This window comes from Achromobacter sp. F4_2707 (assembly GCF_047501535.1).
GTDB lineage: Bacteria > Pseudomonadota > Gammaproteobacteria > Burkholderiales > Burkholderiaceae_B > Yanghanlia.
Genome location: NZ_JAZDRJ010000013.1, coordinates 1 through 21,937, shown reverse-complemented (window position 1 = coordinate 21,937; position 21,937 = coordinate 1). Strand labels below are relative to the sequence as shown.

21 protein-coding genes and 1 pseudogene are annotated in these 21,937 nt (G+C 56.2%); 11 read left to right on the top strand and 11 right to left on the bottom strand.

What is annotated here, in order from left to right; all coding sequences use genetic code 11:
• The first annotated feature begins 52 nt into the window (after window positions 1-52).
• Both VRY85_RS12855 and VRY85_RS12850 read left to right on the top strand, forming a co-directional pair.
• Window positions 53-1,291: a TIGR03862 family flavoprotein gene (locus tag VRY85_RS12855; RefSeq protein WP_414599000.1), complete on the top strand. Its 1,239-nt coding sequence runs from the start codon at window positions 53-55 to the stop codon at window positions 1,289-1,291.
• Between the two features lie 415 nt (window positions 1,292-1,706).
• On the top strand, window positions 1,707-3,407 hold the full coding sequence (locus VRY85_RS12850; RefSeq protein ID WP_414598999.1) for a diguanylate cyclase domain-containing protein: 1,701 nt from the start codon (window positions 1,707-1,709) through the stop codon (window positions 3,405-3,407).
• A 26-nt stretch (window positions 3,408-3,433) separates the two neighbouring features.
• On the opposite strand, the gene yfaE is transcribed toward VRY85_RS12850, so the two are convergent.
• Genes yfaE through nrdA form a run of 3 tightly spaced genes read right to left on the bottom strand, consistent with a single transcriptional unit; the run spans window position 3,434 to window position 7,156 of the window.
• Window positions 3,434-3,736 (bottom strand): class I ribonucleotide reductase maintenance protein YfaE, encoded by a 303-nt coding sequence (gene yfaE / locus VRY85_RS12845; protein WP_414598998.1) that lies wholly within the window; start codon window positions 3,734-3,736, stop codon window positions 3,434-3,436.
• The gene (gene nrdB, locus VRY85_RS12840; RefSeq protein ID WP_414598997.1) at window positions 3,733-4,866 is read right to left on the bottom strand and encodes a class Ia ribonucleoside-diphosphate reductase subunit beta; all 1,134 of its coding nucleotides are present in this window, start codon (window positions 4,864-4,866) and stop codon (window positions 3,733-3,735) included. Before nrdB ends, yfaE begins: the two co-directional genes overlap by 4 nt.
• 10 nt (window positions 4,867-4,876) lie before the next feature.
• Window positions 4,877-7,156 (bottom strand): class 1a ribonucleoside-diphosphate reductase subunit alpha, encoded by a 2,280-nt coding sequence (nrdA, locus tag VRY85_RS12835; RefSeq protein WP_414598996.1) that lies wholly within the window; start codon window positions 7,154-7,156, stop codon window positions 4,877-4,879.
• 439 nt (window positions 7,157-7,595) lie between these two features.
• On the opposite strand from nrdA, the gene VRY85_RS12830 reads away from it, so the two are divergent.
• From VRY85_RS12830 to VRY85_RS12810, 5 genes are read left to right on the top strand one after another with little or no spacing between them, the layout of a single operon-like run.
• On the top strand, window positions 7,596-8,438 hold the full coding sequence (locus tag VRY85_RS12830; protein WP_414598995.1) for a methionine ABC transporter ATP-binding protein: 843 nt from the start codon (window positions 7,596-7,598) through the stop codon (window positions 8,436-8,438).
• 4 nt (window positions 8,439-8,442) lie between these two features.
• Window positions 8,443-9,105, top strand: a complete 663-nt coding sequence (locus VRY85_RS12825) for a methionine ABC transporter permease (protein WP_414598994.1) — start codon at window positions 8,443-8,445, stop codon at window positions 9,103-9,105.
• 49 nt (window positions 9,106-9,154) lie between these two features.
• Window positions 9,155-9,979, top strand: a complete 825-nt coding sequence (locus VRY85_RS12820; RefSeq protein WP_414598993.1) for a MetQ/NlpA family ABC transporter substrate-binding protein — start codon at window positions 9,155-9,157, stop codon at window positions 9,977-9,979.
• Window positions 9,948-10,646: a tRNA-uridine aminocarboxypropyltransferase gene (locus tag VRY85_RS12815; RefSeq protein ID WP_414598992.1), complete on the top strand. Its 699-nt coding sequence runs from the start codon at window positions 9,948-9,950 to the stop codon at window positions 10,644-10,646. Before VRY85_RS12820 ends, VRY85_RS12815 begins: the two co-directional genes overlap by 32 nt.
• Window positions 10,597-11,106, top strand: coding sequence for an acyl-CoA thioesterase (locus VRY85_RS12810; RefSeq protein WP_414598991.1), 510 nt, complete (start codon window positions 10,597-10,599; stop codon window positions 11,104-11,106). The genes VRY85_RS12815 and VRY85_RS12810 overlap by 50 nt, the downstream gene beginning before the upstream one ends.
• Before the next feature lie 401 nt (window positions 11,107-11,507).
• Here the strand turns inward: VRY85_RS12810 and VRY85_RS12805 are convergent, their stop codons facing one another.
• The 3 genes from VRY85_RS12805 to VRY85_RS12795 form a co-directional block, all read right to left on the bottom strand.
• A complete protein-coding gene (locus VRY85_RS12805) occupies window positions 11,508-12,635 on the bottom strand; it encodes a hypothetical protein (protein WP_414598990.1) in 1,128 nt (375 codons plus the stop codon).
• 171 nt (window positions 12,636-12,806) lie between these two features.
• Entirely contained in the window at window positions 12,807-14,675 is a 1,869-nt protein-coding gene (locus VRY85_RS12800) for a 7TM diverse intracellular signaling domain-containing protein (protein WP_414598989.1), read from the bottom strand.
• Window positions 14,672-15,433 carry a LuxR C-terminal-related transcriptional regulator gene (locus tag VRY85_RS12795; protein WP_414598988.1) on the bottom strand — a complete coding sequence of 254 codons (762 nt, stop codon included), beginning with the start codon at window positions 15,431-15,433 and terminating at the stop codon, window positions 14,672-14,674. Before VRY85_RS12795 ends, VRY85_RS12800 begins: the two co-directional genes overlap by 4 nt.
• 299 nt (window positions 15,434-15,732) lie before the next feature.
• On the opposite strand from VRY85_RS12795, the gene VRY85_RS12790 reads away from it, so the two are divergent.
• The 4 genes from VRY85_RS12790 (at window position 15,733) to VRY85_RS12775 (ending at window position 19,097) form a co-directional block, all read left to right on the top strand.
• Window positions 15,733-16,044 (top strand): hypothetical protein, encoded by a 312-nt coding sequence (locus VRY85_RS12790; protein WP_414598987.1) that lies wholly within the window; start codon window positions 15,733-15,735, stop codon window positions 16,042-16,044.
• 102 nt (window positions 16,045-16,146) lie between these two features.
• Window positions 16,147-16,569: a hypothetical protein gene (locus tag VRY85_RS12785; RefSeq protein ID WP_414598986.1), complete on the top strand. Its 423-nt coding sequence runs from the start codon at window positions 16,147-16,149 to the stop codon at window positions 16,567-16,569.
• Between the two features lie 45 nt (window positions 16,570-16,614).
• Window positions 16,615-17,175 (top strand): LemA family protein, encoded by a 561-nt coding sequence (locus tag VRY85_RS12780; protein WP_414598985.1) that lies wholly within the window; start codon window positions 16,615-16,617, stop codon window positions 17,173-17,175.
• A gap of 11 nt (window positions 17,176-17,186) precedes the next feature.
• Window positions 17,187-19,097, top strand: a complete 1,911-nt coding sequence (locus tag VRY85_RS12775) for a DUF2207 domain-containing protein (RefSeq protein ID WP_414598984.1) — start codon at window positions 17,187-17,189, stop codon at window positions 19,095-19,097.
• A gap of 40 nt (window positions 19,098-19,137) precedes the next feature.
• Here the strand turns inward: VRY85_RS12775 and VRY85_RS12770 are convergent, their stop codons facing one another.
• The 5 genes and pseudogenes from VRY85_RS12770 to VRY85_RS12750 form a co-directional block, all read right to left on the bottom strand.
• Entirely contained in the window at window positions 19,138-19,881 is a 744-nt protein-coding gene (locus VRY85_RS12770) for a metallophosphoesterase (RefSeq protein ID WP_414598983.1), read from the bottom strand.
• 235 nt (window positions 19,882-20,116) lie between these two features.
• Entirely contained in the window at window positions 20,117-20,572 is a 456-nt protein-coding gene (locus tag VRY85_RS12765; protein WP_414598982.1) for a catalase, read from the bottom strand.
• 18 nt (window positions 20,573-20,590) lie between these two features.
• Window positions 20,591-20,865: pseudogene (locus VRY85_RS12760) on the bottom strand (catalase); the annotation flags it as partial.
• A 348-nt stretch (window positions 20,866-21,213) separates the two neighbouring features.
• Complete coding sequence (locus tag VRY85_RS12755; protein WP_414598981.1) at window positions 21,214-21,477, bottom strand: Txe/YoeB family addiction module toxin; 264 nt, start codon at window positions 21,475-21,477, stop codon at window positions 21,214-21,216.
• The gene (locus VRY85_RS12750; RefSeq protein ID WP_414598980.1) at window positions 21,470-21,724 is read right to left on the bottom strand and encodes a type II toxin-antitoxin system Phd/YefM family antitoxin; all 255 of its coding nucleotides are present in this window, start codon (window positions 21,722-21,724) and stop codon (window positions 21,470-21,472) included. The genes VRY85_RS12755 and VRY85_RS12750 overlap by 8 nt, the downstream gene beginning before the upstream one ends.
• Window positions 21,725-21,937 lie beyond the last annotated feature (213 nt).

The window sequence follows — 21,937 nt, the reverse complement described above, 5'->3', positions numbered from 1 at the left end:
CCCTGGCGGGAAAGCCTGACTCGCCAGGGTGATTGTTTATTGGAAATCACAAATGTCTGACCCCCGTGTTGATCAAGTGGCCGTGATTGGTGGCGGCCCCGCTGGGCTGATGGCCGCCGAGGGGCTGGCGCGCGCCGGTATCAGCGTCACCGTATATGAAGCCAAGCCTTCGCTGGGGCGCAAGTTCCTGAGAGCAGGGATTGGCGGCCTGAACCTGACTCACGGCGAGGATTATCAAAAGTTTTGCACACGTTATGAAGCCCGGCAGCCGCAGCTGCAACCCATGCTGGATCGCTTTTCGCCGTCTGCAGTGCGTGCCTGGGCGGCGGAACTGGGCATAGAAACGTTTGAAGGCTCGTCGGGGCGAGTGTTCCCAGTCGATATGAAAGCGGCCCCTCTATTACGTGCCTGGGTGCATCGCTTGCGTGCTCAGGGTGTGCGCTTCCGGCTCAGGCATCGTTGGCTGGGGTGGAATGAAACTCAGGCGTTGCGTTTTGCCACGCCTGACGGCGAAATTGAGGTGGCGGCCCAGGCTACTGTTCTCGCTTTAGGAGGCGGTAGTTGGCCACAACTGGGCTCTGATGCCAGTTGGTTGCCCTGGCTGGAGGAAAAAGGCGTTGATATCGCGCCTTTGCAAAGTGCCAACTGCGGCTTTGATGTCGCTTGGAGCGATCACTTCAAAGAGGGTTTTGCCGGGGAGCAGGTCAAACCGGTGGCCTTGAGTTTTACCGATGCCCAAGGCGTTGTGCATCGCCGTCAGGGCGAGCTCGTGGCGACAGAATACGGTCTGGAAGGCAGCTTGATCTATGCCTTTTCACGGCATTTGCGTGACGCTATTCTGGCCGATGGGCAGGCGACGTTTACGCTTGATCTTGCGCCGGGGCGCAGTGCGGAAAGGGTGATGAAAGAGCTCACACATCCTCGTGGAGCGCGATCCATTTCCAGCCATTTACAAAGTCGTGTCGGCATTAAAGGGGTGAAGGCCGCCTTGTTGCGCGAAACTTTGGGCAAGGAAGCCTATACCGATACGAGTCAGTTGGCGGAGGCCATCAAAGCGCTGCCCGTGGTGGTAAAAGCCGCCCGCCCGATGGCTGAGTCCATTAGCACAGCGGGTGGCGTGCGCTTCGAAGCGCTGGATGAGCGGTTAATGCTGACTTCCGTTCCGGGCGTATTTGTGGCGGGAGAAATGCTTGATTGGGAAGCACCCACAGGGGGGTATTTGCTGACCGCCTGCCTGGCGCAAGGCGCGTGGGTGGCCGAGGGTGTGCGCGATTGGCTGAGCGCCAGTTGATGAGCACAGCCAAGCCCTTGGTTCGGTGTGACTCACAGCATGGCATAAGTCGTTTGTAATGGTTGGGCAAGGCGACGGGACGCAGATTTGGCCACCTTGTATTCGCGTTTATGTGGCAAGTGAATGGCTATGGAGGTTTCCATAAGAAGATGGGATATTAGTAGATACTTTATTACAACAACGTTTGTTAAGGAGGGACAAGTCGTCATTTATTAACGCCGGGTTGCGGTAGAGTGATTTCACTAGCAAGATCACTTAAAACCTGGGGAGTTGGGCCATGGCGACTCGCTTGCCAAGTATCCGAAATCGGCCTGCAGCCGCAGTTGTTTTGTTATGTGCTGTGGTGCTTGCCGTCATGTGGTTGAGTGCCTATCAGCGTGTTTCTATTGAGCATAGTCAGGCTGTAGCGAAAGCTATGCATACCAACTCTAACCTGGCGATTGCGTTCGAAAAGCATACGAGTCGGACGCTATTGGCGGCTGAGCAAGTCGCGGCGCTGGTGCGAGAACTGTATTCACGTACCGATAAGAATGTTGGGCTGGATCGGTGGCTAGAGCAGGGGGTGATACGTGCAGATATGTTCACCATTATCAGCGTTGTCAATGAGGCGGGCGATGTCGTGGAGAGTAGTCAGACCCGTGCTCGGGTCAATTATTCGGATCGTGACTTTTTCACGGTTCAACGCAACAGCAAGGACATTGGTCTATTCATCAATACGCCTGTCATCGGGCGCGTATCCGGTGAACCGAGGGTGCCGATGTCCCTACGCATGTCACGACCAGACGGCAGCTTTGCCGGGGTGGTCGTCCTTTCGGTCAGCCCCTCAAAGCTCACAGATTTCTACGGTGAGGCAGATCTTGGCAGCCAGGGGCTGCTTGAACTCACAGGCAAGGATGGGGTGGTCAGAGCCCGCAAAATTGGGCATGAAAACAGCTTTGGGCAGGATGTCAGCCAATTTGACTGGTTCGCCAATCATGCTGAGTTCCCTATAGGCAGTTTTATTGATGACGGAGCAGCTCTTGACGGCGTCGCCCGTATAGTGAGTTATCGCAGCGTGCCTGATTATCCGCTCATTGTGGCGGTGGGGACAGCCTACGATGAGGCTGTGGCTCCCGCCTTGCAGCGGCGTATGTACTACTTCGCTGCCTGCGGTGCCGCCACTGCAGTTCTGCTGCTCTTCACTTATTTGTTGATTGTGCAACTGGATCGGCAGCGCAAGGCTGTTTCGGCCCTGAAAGCGAGTGAAGCACAGTATCGGGCGACCTTTCATCAAGCAGCGACCGGAATCGTTTACGCTACGCCTGCGGGCGAGATTATTGAAGCGAATCAAACATTCCATGACATGCTGGGGTTTGCGCCAGGCGAACTGAGCGGCCGGGTTCTGTCGGATTTAACCGACTCGGAATGCCGTGAGACAGCGCAACAATTTTTAGCGCGCTGCGTGGCGGAAGGGCCTTCAGCCGCATCGCCCGAAATTGAAATGGCCTACCGGCGGAAAGACGGTTCCTTGCTCTGGGTGCATGAAGCGTTGGGGGTAGTCAGGCGGGCGGATGGGGCGCCAGACTACTTGGTGGTAAGTACGCAAGACATCACACGGAGTAAGGATTTGGAAGCCCGTTTATCGTATGAGGCCATGCACGATATGCTGACCGGGCTCGCGAACCGCAATATGTTTCATGACCGTTTGAATCACGCGCTGGCAGTGGCGCGGCGCTATAATCAGCTCGCCGCAGTGCTCTACATGGATCTTGACGGCTTTAAAAATGTTAATGACACCCACGGCCACGCAATCGGCGATATCCTCTTGCAACACGTAGGGCAACGCTTGCAAGACAGCGTACGGGCTGAAGATACTGTCGCCCGCTTTGGCGGAGACGAGTTTGCCGTTGTGCTGTCAGTCATCAGTTCCGCTGCGGATTGTGAACGCTTCATCGCCAAGCTGGATAAGGTGTTGTCCGAGCCGTATTTGATTGAAGGGGTCACGGTGAATATCGCGGCCAGCATTGGCGCAGCGGTCTATCCGATTGATGGAGCTGATTTTCGGGTCTTGATTCGCCACGCGGATGAAGAGATGTATGCGGTTAAACGTGCAAGAAAGAGTCAATCGGCTTCTTGATGCAGCATGCGCCGCCGGGCAACACGTTAGAAATCAAATACCTGTTGCTCGGTTTCCAGGGGCAGCTCCGCTTGAGCAGCGGTGCGGCATTCAATGCGTACAGGCCCGGTGACGGTACAGCAGCATGGCAGGATTTCCGATTGGCCAACAAAGGCCAGTGGCGGCTCATCATACGTGACTGAGCCGTCCAACAGGGTGAGCCGACACATGCCGCAGTAGCCACTGCGGCATTGATACTCCACTTCGTGACCGGTGCGTTCCAGGCCGTCCAGCAGGGATTCGCCCGGCAACAGATTGAAGCTCAGGTCTGTTGTGGTGACCAGCGTCACAGTTCAAACCCGCTCAAATCGTCTGCCGAGACCTCCGAGTCGATTTGCCCCACGAGATACGAGCTCAGTTCTACTTCCTGCGGTGCGACCTGTACCGTGTCGGAAGCCAGCCAGGTGTTGATCCATGGAATGGGGTTGTGCTTGGCCCCTTCGAACGCCGGTTTCAGACCGACGGCTGTCATGCGGATATTCGTGATGTATTCCACATACTGGCCGAGGATGTCCTTGTTCAGGCCGATCATGGAGCCGTCGCGGAACAGGTACTCCGCCCATTGCTTTTCCTGTTCAGCCGCCTGCTTGAACATGTCGTAGCACTCTTGGTTGAGTTCCTGCGCGATCTTGGCGAATTCCGGGTCGTCCTGACCTGAGCGCATGATGTTAAGCATGTGCTGGGTGCTGGTCAGATGCAAGGCTTCGTCACGGGCGATCAAGCGGATGATTTTGGCATTGCCTTCCATCAGCTTGCGCTCTGCGAAAGCAAAAGAGCAGGCAAAGCTGACATAGAAGCGGATGGCTTCCAAAATGTTTACGCTCATCAGGCACAAGTAGAGTTTCTTCTTGAGCTCGTACTGGCTGACCTTGTAGGTTTCACCATTGATGACGTGGTCGCCCGCCCCTAATTGCGAATACAGCATGGTGTCGCGGATGAGGTCGTCGTAGTAGGACGAGATATCCGCCGCGCGTGCCTTGATGTTTTCGTTGCGCACAATGTCGTCGAAAATGGCCGACGGGTCGTTAACGATGTTTCGCAGAATATGGGTGTAAGAGCGCGAGTGTATCGTTTCGGAAAACGCCCAAGTCTCAATCCAGGTTTCAAGTTCCGGCAGCGATACCAGCGGCAGAAAGGCCACGTTGGGGCTGCGGCCCTGGATGGAGTCCAGCAAGGTCTGGTACTTCAGGTTGCTGATGAAAATATGCTTTTCATGGTCGGGCAGGTTCTGGTAGTCGATACGGTCTTGTGAAATATCGACTTCCTCCGGGCGCCAGAAGAAGGACAGCTGCTTTTCGATCAGTTTTTCAAAAATAGGGTATTTCTGCTGATCGTAGCGGGCCACATTGACCGGCTGGCCAAAGAACATGGGCTCCTTCAACTGGTCGTTGTCGGTTTTCGGAAAAATGCTGTAGCTCATTGTGAACCCCTTAGATCTTGCATGCACCGCTTGCGCAGTCGTCGTCCTCAAGCATGGCATTGGGGTCGTCGGCGCCATCGCGGGTGTTGTGGTAATACAGCGTTTTTACGCCATACTTGTAGGCCAGCAGCAGGTCGCGCAGCAACTGCTTCATGGGCACACGGCCGCCTTCAAAACGCTGCGGGTCGTAGTTGGTGTTAGCCGAAATGGATTGGTCAACGAACTTCTGCATGACGGACACCAGTTTCAGGTAGCCATCGTTACTGGGCATTTGCCATAGCAGCTCGTACTGACCTTTCAGGCGTTCAAACTCGGGCACGACTTGGCGCAGAATGCCGTCTTTGGATTGCTTGACCGAAACCAGGCCACGCGGCGGCTCAATACCGTTGGTGGCATTGGCGATCTGGCTGGAGGTTTCGGAAGGCATCAGGGCCGTGAGGGTGGAGTTACGCAGGCCATGCTTCTGGATATCGGCGCGCAGCGTTTCCCAATCCAATTGCAGAGGCTCATTGCAGAGGGTGTCCAGGTCTTTCTTATAGGTGTCGATAGGCAGGATGCCGGCCGCGTAGGTGGTTTCGTTGAACGCTTTGCAAGGCCCGTATTCCTGCGACAGTTGTACCGACGCCTTGAGCAGGTAGTACTGCATGGCCTCGAATGTGCGGTGGGTCAGGCCCAGCGCAGAGTCATCGGAATAACGCACACCATTTTTGGCCAAGTAGTAGGCGTAGTTAATAACGCCGACGCCCAGGGAGCGGCGCTTTTCTGTTGCGTTCAGAGCGGCCTTTACGGGGTAGTCCTGGTAATCGAGCAGGGCATCCAGTGCGCGCACGATGAGGTCGGTCAGGCCTTCGAGTTCATCGAGCGATTCCAGCTCGCCTAGGTTGATGGCCGACAGCGTGCACAGGGCGATTTCGCCTTCCGGGTCGTTGAGGTCGTTCAATGCCTTGGTCGGCAGGGCGATTTCCATGCACAGGTTCGACTGACGCACGGGCGCTTGCTTGGGGTCGAAGGGGCTGTGCGTATTGCAGTGGTCAACGTTCTGGATGTAAATGCGGCCGGTGCCGGCACGTTCCTGCATCATCAGGGAGAACAGTTCAACGGCGGGCAAGCTGCGCTTGCGAATGGCGGGGTCTTGCTCGTACTGTTCGTAAAGGCGTTCGAATTCGTCTTGATCAGCAAAGAAGGCATCGTACAGGCCGGGCACATCGTGCGGCGAGAACAGGGTGATGTTGCCGCCTTTGATCAGGCGCTGATACATCAGGCGGTTGATCTGCACGCCGTAATCCAGATGGCGGATACGGTTTTCTTCCACGCCCCGGTTGTTCTTCAAGACCAGCAGGCTTTCCACCTCAAGGTGCCATAGGGGGTAGAACAATGTGGCTGCGCCGCCCCGGACCCCACCCTGGGAGCACGATTTGACGGCGGCTTGGAACATCTTGAAGAAGGGGATGCAGCCCGTATGCTGAGCTTCGCCACCACGGATTTCACTACCCAGTGCGCGGATACGGCCGCCATTAATGCCGATGCCGGCGCGTTGCGAGACGTACCGCACGATGGCGCTGGTCGTAGCATTGATGCTGTCCAGGCTGTCGCCGCATTCGATCAGCACGCAGGAACTGAACTGGCGGGTGGGGGTGCGCACACCGGACATAATCGGCGTGGGCAGAGAGATCTTGAACTGCGATACCGCATCGTAGAAACGTTTGATGTAATCCAGTCGCGTGTCGGCTGGGTACTTGGAAAACAAGCACATGGCCACCAGCATGTACAGGAACTGCGGGCTTTCGTAGATTTCCTTGGTGACGCGGTTCTGGACCAGATATTTACCTTCCAGCTGCTTGACTGCCGCATACGAAAAGTTCATATCGCGCCAGTGGTCGATATGATCGTTCAGCTCATCGAATTCGGCGCGGCTGTAGTCGGCCAGCAGGTGAGCGTCGTACTTTTCCATTTCAGTCAGCCGCTGCACGTGGTCGTACAGATGAGGCGGCTCAAACTGACCATAGGCGATCTTGCGCAGATGGAAAATAGCTAGACGGGCGGCCAGGTATTGATAGTCGGGAGTGTCTTCCGAGATGAGGTCGGCAGCCGATTTAATAATGGTTTCGTGGATGTCGCTGGTGCGGATTCCATCGTAGAACTGGATGTGCGAACGCAGCTCGACTTGAGACACCGAAACGTTGTCCAGATCTTTGGCTGCCCATTCGACGACGCGGTGGATTTTGTCCAGATCAATGGGTTCTGTTCGGCCGTCACGTTTGGTGACGTTCAATGTCTTTGGCTGGTTCATTTGGTTTAAAACCTCAATTCTGTCTTTGGAGGCGCCCGTCAACGCTGATGATGACAGGCGTGGGGATGTTTTGTGGAGGCTGTTAAAGCCGCTGCGATCGCTGGTTTGGAGGGCTTAATGCACCCGCGTCGTCTGTTTTTGAAGCCACAGTTTATAAACTATATGTAGTGTGCGCAATATGCTGCCTTACTACATCTAGTGATAAATTACTTTAACAAACATCGTGTACCAACTTGAATAATTTGCGTTTCAAGGGCTTAGAGAGGGCCAAGCCTCTGGCGTCGCTGAGTGGGAAGAGGGTGGGGTGAGCAAAAGCTCCGGCATAAGCTTATAAGTAAATAATGGTAGGACAATGCATTCGGCGCCAGCGGCGGCGCGTTATAATTTAATGTTTGTTACCACCGCGCCTTTAGACCGTTCGGTAGTCAACCGATCTCACATGCATTCACTAAATCAATCCGATGCGCCTCCCCTGATACGTTTGATGGAGGTCAGCAAGACGTTTGTTCTTCCGGACGGCGGCACATTCAATGCCGTACGCCCCGTGACGCTGGATATCGCTCAAGGACAGATTTTCGGGCTGATCGGCCGCAGCGGCGCGGGCAAGTCTACCTTATTGCGACTGATCAACCTGCTGGAGCGGCCCGATACCGGGAAAGTGCTTCTGAATGGTGAAGATCTCACCCAGCTTTCAAAGAAGCAATTGCGTGTTGCCCGACAAAATCTGGGCATGATTTTTCAGCAGTTCAATTTGCTGCAAAACGCCACAGTGTACGAAAACGTGGCGTTCCCGCTCACCTTGCATGGCCGTTTTAGCAAGAAAGCATTGAAGGAACGGGTGCATGAGTGCTTGGCGCTGGTGGGGTTGAGCGACAAACTACAGCATTACCCCGCGCAGTTGTCGGGCGGGCAGAAGCAGCGTGTGGCGATTGCCCGTGCGCTGGCGCCGCGCCCGCAGGTGCTGCTGTGCGATGAGCCCACTTCTGCGCTGGATGCCGACACCACGCGCACCGTGCTGGATACCTTGCGCGACATTAACGAGAAGCTCGGCGTCACCATTGTGATCGTGACCCATGAGCTGCCGGTCGTGCAGGCCCTTTGCACACGCGTGGCCGTTTTGGAAAACGGCGAGTTGGTGGAACAGTTTGATACCGACGACCATTCGATTCAGCGCATCAGCGTGCTGGGGCGCGAATTGGAGCGTGAGCGCCAAAAGGCCGTTATTTTGAGTCAGCACGCCGCCCGTATCGGTGAACCTGCCAAGTCTTTCAGCGAAGCCTAATCCCATGAGTGAAAACATCATCGCCATTTTGCCCGAGCTTTGGGTGTCCATCGCTCAGACCTTTCTCATGCTGGGTATCGGCGTGGCTTGCGCCATCGTCCTGGGCGGCCCACTGGGTGTATTGCTGTTCCAGATGGGGCCGAACCAGACATTGGAAAATCGCAGCGCCTACCTGATTGTCAGTTGGGTCGTTAATACGGTGCGTTCTTTCCCCTTCATCATTTTGCTGGTGGTGCTGACCCCTGTCACCGCAGCGTTGGTGGGCACATCTATCGGGCCGCTGGCGGCGTCCGTGCCGCTTTCTGTGGCGGCGGTGCCGTACTTCGCGCGTTTGGTTGAGCAAAGCTTGCGTGAAGTGCCGCGTGGCGTGATTGAAGCCGCCGAAGCCATGGGGGCCTCGCAACTGCAGATTGTGCGCCGCGTACTGGTGCGTGAAGCGCGCGCCGGGCTGGTGCTGGCGCTCACCGTTCTGGCCGTAAGCTTTCTTTCTTATTCAGCCGTTGCCGGTGTGGTGGGCGGCGGCGGAATTGGCGACTTGGCCATTCGCTATGGCTATTACCGCTTCCAGACAGACGTCATGCTGCTGACCGTGGCGTTGCTGATTGTGCTGGTGCAGATCATTCAGTTTGGCGGCAACGCGATTGCCCACCGGCTCGACAAACGCTGATCCGCTTGCTTGTTTTTATTATCGTTCTTGACACTCCAGGAGTCGTTCCATGTTGAATCTTCGTCGCCGTACCGTCCTGGCAGCATTCGCTGCCGCCGTGGCACTGGGCACTACCGCCGTACAAGCAGCAGATCCCAACAAAACCAGCTTGGTCTTCGGGGCCACCGCTGGCTATAACTACGACGTTCTCAAGCTGGCCATCGTGCCCCAGCTCGAAGAGCAAGGCTATAAAGTCAAACTGGTTGAGTTCAACGACTACGTGCAGCCCAACCTGGCGTTGGCACAAGGTTCGCTGGATGCCAACCTGTTTCAGCACATTGCTTATCTGAACCGCTTCAAGACCGATAAGAAGCTGGACCTCATCGACCTGGCGCAAAGCACCACCGCGCCCATGGGCATTTATTCCAAGTCACGCAAGAGCCTGGAAGAAACGCAGGAAGGCGACCGCTACACGCTGCCTAACGACCCGAGCAATCTGGCTCGTGCCCTGCAGCTGCTGCAAGTCCACGGCATGGTGAAAGTCAAGCAGGATATCGACCCGCTGCGCGTTGCTGAACGCGATGTCACGGAGAATCCCAAGAAAATCAAGCTGCAGCCTGTTGAAGCTGCGCAATTGCCGCGTACTGTCGGTGATTCCGAGTTTTCCATCGTGCCCGGCAACTTCGCGATTGCCGCAGGCCTGGACTTGACCAGCGCCCTGGTGTTGGAAGAGCCGCCCATTGAGTACCAGCAAGTCGTAGCGGTGCGCACGGAAGACGCTGAAAAGCCCTGGGCTCAGGATCTGGCCAAAGCGTTCGAGTCGCCGTTCTTCAAGGAAGCGCTCGATAAGCACTTCCCCGGCTATGTGCGCCCGGCCGCATTGGCAGGCAAGTAAGCTGGAACAGGAAAAGGCGCGCAGGCCACGCTGTGGCCGCTGTTTGCGGCCCGCCTCGCACTGTCTGTGCGCCGACATTCCAAATCTGCACAATCACACGCATGTGCTTGTGCTGCAACACCCCGATGAAGCCCGCCACCCTTTGAACACCGCTCGCTTGGCGGTGTTAGGGCTGGCCAGGGCCGAACTGTTGGTGGGAGAAACCTTCCCGCAACTGGCCGACAAGCTCGCCGTGGCCGAACAGGCCTTGCTGCTGTTTCCAGCAGAAAATGAAAGCAGTGTGTTGCAAGCGCCGACGGTGGCGGCCAAGGCGTCCACGATTCTGGTTGTGCCGGATGGAACCTGGCGCAAGGCCCGTCGCCTCATTCGTTCAAACCCCATTCTGAACACCTTGCTGCGCCTGAGCTTGCCTCCGGGCGAGCCCTCTGCATACCGGGTGCGTAAAGCCAGCGAGCCTGCGGCGGTGGCCAGCATCGAAGCCATCGTGCGCGCGCTGCATATTCTGGAGCCTGAGCAAGATTTCCAGCCTTTATTGAAACCTTTCAATAAAATGGTAGCGCAGCAGATTCAGGCCATGGGTGAAGACACCTATCGCAGAAATCATACTGAGGAAAGACATGAACTTGCCCGCACATCAGCTATCCATGACGATACTGATGACCCCTGACACCGCGAACTTCTCTGGAAACGTGCATGGCGGCACAATACTCAAGTTACTTGATCAAGTGGCTTATGCCTGTGCCAGCCGCTACGCCAAGCGTTATGTCGTTACCCTAAGCGTTGACCAGGTCACCTTCCGCCAGCCTGTGCATGTGGGTGAACTGGTGACCTTCCTTGCCAGTGTGAACCACACCGGTAATTCGTCTATGGAAATCGGCATCAAGGTGATTGCCGAAAACATCCGCGATGGGGTGGTGCGGCACGTAAACAGCTGTTTTTTTACTATGGTCGCTGTGGACGACAACCACAAGCCGGTGGCTGTGCCACCCCTGCAGCCGTCCACGTACGATGAAAAGCGTCGCTTTGCCGCGGCCCAGGTGCGGCGCCAATTGCGTAAGGAAATGGAAAAGCGTCAAAAAGAAATGTTGGCGCCGTATTCAGAAGCGGAACATGGGGCGGCTCAATAGCCCTCAGTTGCACGCGTATCTCCAGTCCGGCGAGCCCGTAGCTGCTTGTAAGCTGCGATGTGGGAAGGCACCTGCCGATGCGACTGGAAGAGAGATCAACCCGCGAGTTCTGCGGGTGAGAGGTGATCAGCCCTGAGTGCTTGTGGCGGGGCTGCCCTGATTATCGGCGTTGATATGATTTTTTTCTAAGCCGTTGCGCTGGCCGAAAGCCTGGCCACGCGAGAAAACACGCCTGACAAAAGAGGGTTTCCCTTTGTCGTGCAGGGCGTGATGTGAACGGTGATGTGCACGGGAATTTGGAAGAATTAATGTAAACAAAGGCATACCTCATTGTTATTAAACGACATTTCATAATATCAGATGAGGAATGTTTTTCAAGCTTGAACGGTTTTGTGCCTGCCTTAGACGAATAAGTCTAGCTGTTGCATGGTGCCTACCCGACCATTTTCAGACAAATATAGGCCGGTGCTCAGTATCTGGCCGTGCTGGTTGTTGCGCTTGTCTTTAAGGTCGAACGGCGTAGCGGTTTGCCCCAGATATAGGGCGCCGATATTGCGTTCGGCCAGCGTGCTCAGGTGATCGTCACCGTTGGCGTCTTTGGTCCAGATACGCAGGCTGGCGAAGATGGCGTCGTTCTCGTCTATCCAGCCATTGCCGTCGCTGTCGTAAGCAGCCAGCTCAGCGAAGCCGTTACCCGTGCGGGTGCCGAACAGCTCACTGCCATCGTCAATTGTGCCATTGCCGTTTTTATCCAGCGCCAGAAAGCCGCTGGCGGAACTGAGGAAGGAAATGCGGTCTACCTGGCCGTCGGCATCAATATCGAAATCAAACTTTTGGTCGGTGAGCTCGGCCGCATTGCCCTCAAAATTGATGACCAGAGGGTCTTTGCGTTGGGCGTCACCTGCCCGGAATGAGACAGAAGTTTGCTGATAAAACTCGCGGCTCATCTGCAGGGTGATATCGAACTGGATGCGCTTGCCGTCTGCAGTATGAATTTCACCGCTGGCGCTGAATGAGGTTTTCTCGGACTCGTATATTTCTTCGTGGAAGTCGTATTCCACGCCCCAGCCTTGCAATTCAGCCTCACCGCTACCGTGGTTAGCCTGGAGGTTAATCTTTTGAGATTCAACCTCGGCAAGCTCATCGTTGTAGCCGGCTATTTTGCCGATTTCTCCCGCATCCATGAGCTTGACCTTTTTCCCGGTCAGCGCCTCGACAATTTTTATCAGCAAGCCTAGCTTGGGGTCGGTGATCGTGTCGTCATTGATGGATTCGACGGCTGCGGCCTGCTCCGCTTCAGCTTCTGAGGGGGCTGTTTTCTGTTGTTCCGCAGCGGCGGCTACAGCCTGGCGGGCGGCTTCGGAAATCGCTACTTGTGCGGATGTTGTGGTGGTTTGGCCGGGGTTGGCCTGCGCTTCGAAGTCTGGGCGTTGGTCGCCCACCCAGGCGCGCAGCGTTTCCGTACGGCTGACTTGCCTGGCATAGGTATGCTCGCTGTTCATACCGATGCTGTAGTCGGCAATTTTCATGACGGCTCCGTTAAGTTTCTTAAGCAATGATTTATTAACGGAAGAATTGGGCTGAAATTTATAGTTTGTTTGCTGGATTGAGAAAAGCCGGTTTTTGATTGGCTTGTTTTCTGCCAGAGCAAAAGGCTTCAGGGCGTTGTTATTCCTGTTGTTCTGCCAGGGCGGAATGCTTTAAGCCAGTTGAATCACCACGCACACACGGGTTCCATTCGGGCCTGACGACACATCCAGGTTCCCGCCCATGCGTTCGACGCGTGCCGATATGCTGCGCATGCCCACGCCTAGCCCGGCTTCGCGCACGGCTTCCAGATCGAAGCCCAACCCATCGTCTTCGACAGTGATACGCAAGGTGTCCGCTGTCGGTTGCGAGCAGGTCACGTGGACTTGGCGCGCGCGACTGTGCTTGATGACATTGGATAGGGCTTCTTCGATAACACGGGCCAAACCGAGGCAATGGATAGCGCTAGGCCTTGCCTGCCACTGGCCGGTTACTTGCCATGAAATATCGATCCCGAGCTCATCAAACAGACGCGTGAAACGATGGCGTAAGGGCGCGATCCACTGAGTTGGTGTATCCGGCACGACTGTGCTGGCGCTGGATTCGTAATCTATCACTTGGCGCAGGTCGTCGCGCAGGACTTTCAATAGAGATAGCATGCGCTCGTTGCTCAGAGGCTGCTGTGTCTGCTCGACTAGCGCCATGCTGCGTACCAGACTGCCGCCCAAGCCGTCGTGCAGATCATGGACAATCGCCATTCGTTCTCGCAGCCTAGCGTGGAAGAGCGCCTGATCGTGTTCTCGTGCCAGAACGTCTGCCAGCTCAGCACGCGCCTGGGAAGCATGTTCCTGCAATTCCTGGTTGAAGTGTTCGATGCGATGCATGCTGGAAGCCAGCCGCCCGCCTAGCAGCAGTGCCATGAACAGGACGGTGATCGGGCTAGAAACCGCTCCCCACATCTCGTGTGAGCCCCAGCCGTTAAGCAGCACAACGACATCGTGAGTGCCGACCACTAAGAAGATCAGCCAGCATAGCGCCAAAAGTAAATGCTGCGGATCGCGTGTGCGCCAGGCATGCCATTGAAATTGCAGGCAGTTTGCCAGGAAAATCAGTACAAAAACGGCCCACACCAGTTCCATGGCCGAGCGGGGCGCAACTAACGACACGATCAGCCCAAGCCCTGTAACGACCCACAATGCTTTTTCCGTACGCGGCAGGTGTTGCGCGCCAAAACGCCAGGTAAACAGGCAAAAAGCCGTCACGTATAGCAAGAAGCTGATGTTGTTCAAGCGTGAATGCGCCTGAATGCTGTTAAATGGCCAGGCATCGGTTGCAAGAATGGTGGCCATGTAAACCACCCAGCACAGTGACATCAGCGCATACCAGCCGAACGCTTGCTCAGAACGCCGCAGGCACCAGACTACCAAGTAGATACAACCCATAGCCGCCGACAGGCCAAGGGCGATGTAATGCACATTGCGCTGACGCCAAAGGTTGGCGGTATGAACCGCTTCGGCTTCAGCTGCAGTGCCCAAATACATTGGCCCAAGACCGGGCGTGTACGCAGCCATGCCGACCACACGTACCCAGATCGTATTGACGCCGTCGCGCAGCGCGGATTCCGGCAGCACCCAGCGGCGGGGCATATTCCATGACTGTGACAAGGGCTCCACCAGAGACGCATCGCGCCACAGCAGATCGTCGTTCAGGTAGACTTCGCCCGCCATGCTGATGCCTCCCAGGCTCAACCCAAGCGGCGGGTTCTCTGCCGTGGACGTCTCGAGCTCGCAGCTGCGCTTCCACATGATGCGATACCACACCGTGCCTTCGTAGCCGGGCCAGCGCTGCAGCCAGATATCGGGCAATGTTACCGGCACCCAGCCGTCGACGGGGCGCTGCATATCTTCAGTGCCGGCGCGCGCTGCTTCAATGGACAGCACTTGCGGCGCACAGTCTTGTACTGATTCCGCCAGGGCAGGCGTTGCACCCAGCGTTAAACAGAATCCGCACAGAGCCAGCCAAAAGGCTAGCAGACGGGTCATTCGATGACCCCGCGTGCCCGGCCTGCGCGTACTGCCATGGTTCGAGAGGAAACCGACAGTTTGCGGTAGATGCGTTTGACGTGGCTTTCTACCGTATAGCGCGAGATAAATAAGTGTTCGGCGATTTCCCGGTTTGTCAGCCCATCCGCGACCAGACAAAGAATCTGTTCTTCGCGTTCACTGAGGGAGTCGCTTGGAGTGACGTCGGGAGCCATGGCGGCAGGGCCGGGGCGCCCGGATTGTTGCGACATCTGAGGGAAGTGCGTTGCCTTTGGCAGCCCCGCCCCCTGGTTAGCGTTGCCCAAGGGCAGCAACTGCAGAATCCGGCGGGCAATAAAAGGGTCGATCGGTGCGCCGCCGCGCAGCACGCTGCGAATGGCCATAGACACTTCGATATCGTCCCGCTCCTTCAGCACGTAGCCCGTAGCGCCTGCACGTAAGGCGCTCAAGATGGATTCCTCAGAACTCCAGGCGGAGACAACCAAAATGCCCATGTCCGGCACCTCGGCGCGCATCTGGGCGATGAGGTCCAGCCCGTTGCCGTCGGGCAGCATCAAGTCGACCAATGCCAGTGTGACAGGGTGGCTGGCCAAGTATCGACGGGCTTCGCTCAGACTAGCTGCGCAATGCAGCGCCTCCGGAGCATAGCCAAGCCCCAACAGAATTCCATGCAGGCGCTGTTGCAGCAGGGGTTCATCCTCTACGACGAGCACCGGAGACGGCAACACAGCCTGTAGTTGGGGAAGGGAGTCACTCATACGAAGTTCCTTTGGATCTGCCGCATTGGCGCCCTTATTGACTATGCAAGGATGCGCAAGGCTCACCCTGCGTGGCGCGGTCAGGCTAGGCGAATTTTTAAATACCTCGCAGCTACGGAATCGTATGAGACTGAACGCCGCCTGTCATCTGTAGAAACAGGGTTTTTAGCGATAAACCGCAAAATTACCCAATTTCAGGGATGTTGCGAAATTTTTCAGAATCGTACAGTACGACGCACACAACCGCTGTCCTTTCAACGTTTTAATAAGGCTTAGTTATGCTCAAGCGTTTTCTTTTGATGTCATCCATCGCCGTCGCCGCCCTGGCGGGAACCAATGTTGCACTGGCGGCGGACCGCCACGTCACCGTTATCAACAAAACCAAGACGGCCCTTTTCGCTTTCTATGCATCGCGCACCTCCAGCAATGACTGGGAAGAGGACATCCTGGGCGACGACGTCATCATGCCGGGAGAGTCGATCAGGATTAATATCGACGACGGTAGCGGCGCCTGCAAATTCGACTTCAAAGGCGAGTTCGAGGACGGTGACGAAGTCGTGAAAAAGAACGTTGACGTTTGCACCGTCAGCGAGTTCTCATTCACACAATAAGAACACCCCTTTTTTTTCCAACGGCACAACCGTGTCCGAAGGCAGGCGACCCGGCAGCAGTCTTGGCGCACGCTGAAGGCTGTTGAGCCGCATGGAGGCGGAATGAAACCCCTTGTTCTGCGTCGGTGCGACGCGCTTCACGCTGTTTTTCGCTGGGGCGTATTGCCGGGTGTCCTTGCCGGGTGCGTTCTGCATGCTTATACGTGCTTTTTCGTACCGGAAGGCGGGCCAGACGTCTTTACGTCTGGCTTGTTCATGCTGTCGATTCTGCCGTATCTCGCTTGTGTGATTGTCGGGTTGAGGCACTCACGCGGGCCGTTGATGGCTGTCTGCGCGATTCTGCCCATACTCCTGCTGGATATCCTCGCATTTCACGAGGCATTCATCACACCGTCCACCTCTACATCATCCTTGGTTTTGCTGGTCGTTCCGGTGATTAACCTTGGTGTTTTGCTGCTGGGGTTTCTCGTCGGGTGGATTGCCGCTACGTTTATATGCCGCAAGTCCAGAACAGCGTCGAGGTAGTGCGAATGGGTGCGCGGTGATGACTAGAATAAAAAAACGAGTCTCATGGAAAACCTTCTCATCGTTCTCGCCCTTGTCGTGGCGGCAGTCGTCTACGTCATTTACCTGTACAACAGCCTGGTACGTTCGCGGCAGCTTGCCGAAGAAGGCTGGTCCGGCATTGATGTGCAGCTTAAGCGGCGCGCCGACCTTATTCCCAACCTTGTGAATACGCTGCGCGGCTATGCTGCGCATGAGCGCGAAACATTGGATGCCGTGGTGAACGCAAGAAACCACGCGCTCAACGTTGCGGGGGGCGATGTCGCGGAGCGTGCGGCTGCCGAAGGGGCGTTGGGCCAGGCGCTAGGCAAGCTCTTTGCACTGGCCGAATCGTATCCGGACCTCAAGGCCAGCGAGAATTTCCTGGGGATGCAAAACTCGCTTGAGAATTTGGAAAGTGAAATTCAAATGGCACGGCGCTATTACAACGCAGCAGCGCGCGATTTGAATATCCTCATAGAAAGCTTTCCCTCCAGCTTGGTCGCCGCCCATTTCGGCTTTACCAAGAAAGAGTTTTTTGAAATCGCCGACGCCGCCGAGCGCGCGGTACCCGAAGTCTCGTTCTAATCATGGCCGTGATGGGAAGGTTGATCGCGGGCCTCGTCTGTGCCGCTGCCCTGCTTGTTGCACCCTTGACCCTGCAGGCTGAGGAACGGATTAACGATTTTCACGTCGACATCGAGGTCTTGGAGGACGGGCAGCTCGACGTCACTGAGCGTATCCACGTTACGGCAGAGCGTGATGAGATCGTGCATGGGATTCAACGAGAAATCCCGCTTGCCTTTATCACCGCTGAAGGGCGACGCGCCAGATCCCGGCTGTGGGTGTATGGCGTCGAGCGCGATGGCAATGCGGAGCACCATATCACTACGCAGACCAATCGTGGTGTGGTGATCCGCATTGGAAGCGCGGATGTTGAGCTGGCACCGGGCGATTACGAGTATGAGATCCGGTACACAATCAACCGCGTCATTAGTTTTTCAGATAACCACGACCGGTTGATCTGGAACGTCAACGGCAACGAAAATGAGTTCCCCATCGATGCGCTCTCGGCTCGTGTCGTCTTGCCCGATGGTGTGGAGCCGCTCGCGGTGAATGTATATACGGGGTATTTCGGTGACGACGGCAATGAGGCCGAATTCGAGGCCTATGGCAACGAGGTGACGTTCTCGGCAACCCGGCCCTATGAGGCGGGTGAAAACATGACGATTGAGTTGTTGCTTCCCAAGGGGGTGATTCAGCCCCCCGATGAGGCAACCCTGAGTGAATGGGAGTCGGAGGATTATGCATCTGCGATTGCGGGGGCGACCACATTCACCTGGAGTGCGCTGCTGGCGTTCACCCTGTGGTTGATGTTTGGCCGCGACCCTCGTCCCGGCGTTGTGGTTCCCCAATGGAACCCGCCTGCTGGCTTGTCGCCGGCCAGCGTCAATTACAACGCTTCTAAGAATTTTGAAGCAGGCTTTTGGACGGCATTCTCTGCTTCCATCATTGATCTGGCCGTGAAAGGCAAGGTGGTTCTGGAAGACCTTGAAGAAGGTATTTCTGTTCGCAAGCTTTCCGACCAAGAGGACGCAGCGTTACCCACAGAACAAGCGGTCATCATGCAGATGTTGCCACCGGTTGGGGAAAGCCTCCGGTTCAATATACAGAACGGCGTGAAAACGCTTGAGTTGGGAGAGGCTTTTTCCAATGCGGTGGAGAAAGAAATCGGCCACACATTCTATAAGCCCAGAAAAGCGATCTGGATGTGTTTCGGTATTCTGATGCTGTTGGTCCTGATCGTGCACGAATCCGACCATAGCGCCGGTGTCGAATACATGGATGGCTGGATCCCAGCCCATTGGGTGACCGCCGTTGTAGCTTGGTACTTCGCCTTGAAAGCGGTGAAAACGTGGCGGCAACAGCCTTCGGCAGCACGCTACAAGCGTCGCAAGGCACGCGTCTCGATTTTGCGGAACCTGCTGATTTCCGCTGCCATTTTGCTGCTATTTACCGAATTTATTTACGACGATGCTCCCGTCACCCGCGACAACCTGCTGCTAGCTTTCGCTGTGTTGATGATTACCACCCTGCTATGGGCGTTCATCGGGCGGCTGAGCCGCGAGGGGCGCAAGGTGATGGACGACATCGACGGCTTGCGGCTGTACCTGGAGCTTGCCGAAAAAGAACGGATGGCTCTGGCAGATGCACCCACGTTGTCGCCCGCCCACTACGAAACCTTGCTGCCCTATGCTGTCGCGCTCGGCGTCGAGAAAGCGTGGACGACTCACTTTGAAACGGCTCTGGCCAATACAGCGGAAGCGCAGGCGAGCTATCAGCCCGTCTGGTACGGAACGAGCGGCCGCTCATACGATGTCAGTGGGTTCAGCTCTAGCATGGCCAACCGCATCCAAGATAGCCTGCCAAGAGAGCAAGATTCTTCTGGCTCGGGCTCGTCCGGCAGCAGCGGGAGCGGCCGTGGGGGTGGGGGCGTCAGTGGCTGGTGAGGTTAGCCAGGTAATTGCAGCCAGATTGTGCCAGTGGGGTTCAGACCTCCACGATAAAGCTCGGGTTAAAACCCGTTCCCTCTCCCGGATAGCCTGCGGGATTGCTGACAATGCGTGTTCCGTTGATTGTGTAATCGACTGCGAAATGCGTGTGGCCATGAATGGCCAGCGCCAGGTGATTGCCAAACAGGTGTTCCCATGAATTGGCGAAAGCGGCATCCAGGACGGAGCCGCGGTGGAAAGGGTCGAGCGACCGGACGCTGAGCGGGTGATGCGTGACCACGACGGTTTTCCCCGCGAACGGCGTCTTAAGCGTGCTTTCCAGCCAGTGGCGGGTCTTGTGGGCTTCTTGTGCAGCATCCCGAGTCGACCAGCGCCGATACTGCGGGCCCACCCTGATCTTGCGATGATCATTCAGCATTTGGCCGATCTCGTACATCGCATGGGCCGGGTCTTCATCAATTTGATAGTCTGTCCAGGCCGTGGCACCCAGGAAGCGCACGCCATCAATCACAATGCTGTCTCGCTGCAAATAATGTAAGCGGCCACCACTTTGCGCTGCGGCTTCCCGCAAGGCGGCGTCCGTTTTCTCGATGGTGGACTGGTAGTAGTCGTGATTCCCCGCCACTAACAGAATCGGCCCGGAGAAAGTGTCGAGCGCCCATTGCGCAGCGCGCCCTTTGGAGTGAATGTCGCCGGCCAGAACGACGAGATCCGCTTCTACCTGGGAAGGCTGAAAAGGCTGAAACTCATTATGCAGGTCGGAGAGAACGTGGATGCGCATGGGTAAGGGCGAGAAGGGTGGAGAGGCTCCGGTTAATTGAACGGGGGTTACTGACACACGGGGTGCGCTTTAATCATAAGCGCGTGGGCGCGTTGTGTCTGCCTGTCAGCGGGCAGGCTGTTAGAACGATTAATGCATAACGGCACTGAGCCACATCGGCTCGTGCTCGATGTGGCTCAGTAATTTGCCTGACCGCTTCAATGTTATGGAGGCGTGGTCAGGCGAGACACCGTATTTACACTTTTGGCGGGTCTGTTTCTCGCGCAGGGTGGCGGTGCTGAGCGATGGCTTCAATGAATGCATTGATGTCATTGCGTGTTGCCCTTTGGGTGATGACCAACCCGCTATCTCCCTCATCTAAGGGCACGCCTGCGTCCTCCAATACTTGCCGGCCGTCGTTGATCACCATGATGGGTTTGGCATGGCGGAATGGCTCTCTCACAAACTCAAGGGCTTGGCCAGAATGAATGCGCCCAGCAAGCAAAGGGTCGTTGGTGAAGTCGATGCCGGGCAAAACATGCGCCGTACAGAATGCAACCTGCTCGGTTTCGGCGAAGAAGTTGTCCGGGTTACGGTTGAGTACCATGCGGCCAATGGGCGTAACAGGCACCAATTCCTCGGGAATGATCTTCGTAGAGTCGAGAACGTCGAAGCTGAATCGCTCGGCTTGTTCTTCGTCGAAGATCTGCACGCCGAGCTCTCACTCTGGGTACTCGCCCGCCTTGATGGCTTCCCATAAGTCTCGGCGGTGAAAGTCCGGGTCAGCGCTTCATAGCACTCGAAGTAACCATGCGCGGCGGAGCCACGGGCGTGCACGACGCGCTCGGGAATGCGCTCGTGGTCGAAGTGTGTAAGCTTTTCCCTAAGGATGAAATCCTTCAGTAGCGCCGGCCCGCGCAAGCCCGCTGTCAGCGAGTGCTGGTTATCCGCGATGGGAACGCCTTGGTTGGTTGTCAGTATTTGGCCAGTACTGTCGGCTCGCACGCGGGGTAAGTCCTCCTTAACAGCATTCACCCCCAGCGCTGCCTTGCCGCCCGTCACCGAGGCCAGACCGGCGACGATGCCCGCTTTTTCGTTACGCGCAGAATTCGGCAGGCGCTGCCGTGCAGTGCACGGGTTCCCAGCCGGCGGAGTTAGGCACGTAATATGCCAGTATCGAAACGACAAGCAGCGAACAGCAACCTCGGGCACCTGATGGCTACGCTATTGGCAGTTGATTGGATGTTGGGAGTCAATCCCGACCATTGATGTTTCCCAGCGACGGGATTAGGCCGGAATCGAACCGGCACGCCTCGCGGTAGGGGGGCGATACTGTAGAAGTTTGGCATGTAGCTAGTAATGGTAGCGGCAGGAAATAATCGTAATTGCCGAGTCATCAACGGCGTAGACGAGGCGGTTAACATCATCAATTCGTCGTGACCAAAAGCCTGTCAGGTTCGCTTTCAGGGCCTCAGGCTTGCCGATGCCCTCAAACGGCGAACGCATGACATCCTTGATAAGAGTGTTGATACGTTTCAGCGTTTTGCCATCTTGGCCCTGCCAGTAAATGTAGTCGCTCCATGCTTCATCAGTCCAACTCAATAGACGTTCAGGCATCCACCAACCCCCGCGCCTTCGTTTTTCCTGCTTGGTATTGCTCAATAGAGCGGCTGAGGTGCTGAGTATTAGCCGGAGAGCGCAGTAAATGCACGGTTTCCATCAGGCTGTTGTAATAGTCGAGTGACATCACGACTGCATCAGGGGAGTCTCGACGAGTGATGATGGTCGGGTTCGCATCCTCAACGACGCGATCAAGAACGGCTTTTAAGCTGTTGCGCGCTTCTGTAAAAGAGACAACTTTCATCTTGACCTCACTTGTTCAATTTACTGTACAAGTTTACGCGACGCGTATGGGATGTACAAGAAGTTGTACGTGTTTGGTGTGCGTTGCCTGCCCCCTGCGTCACAATAGATGTCCGCTCGTTTTTCGTTAATATTTGAGGGAGCGGTCGGAGTGAAGAAGTGCCCAGTTACAGCCCAGAATTCAAAGAACAAGCCGTCAGGAAATTGATGCCGC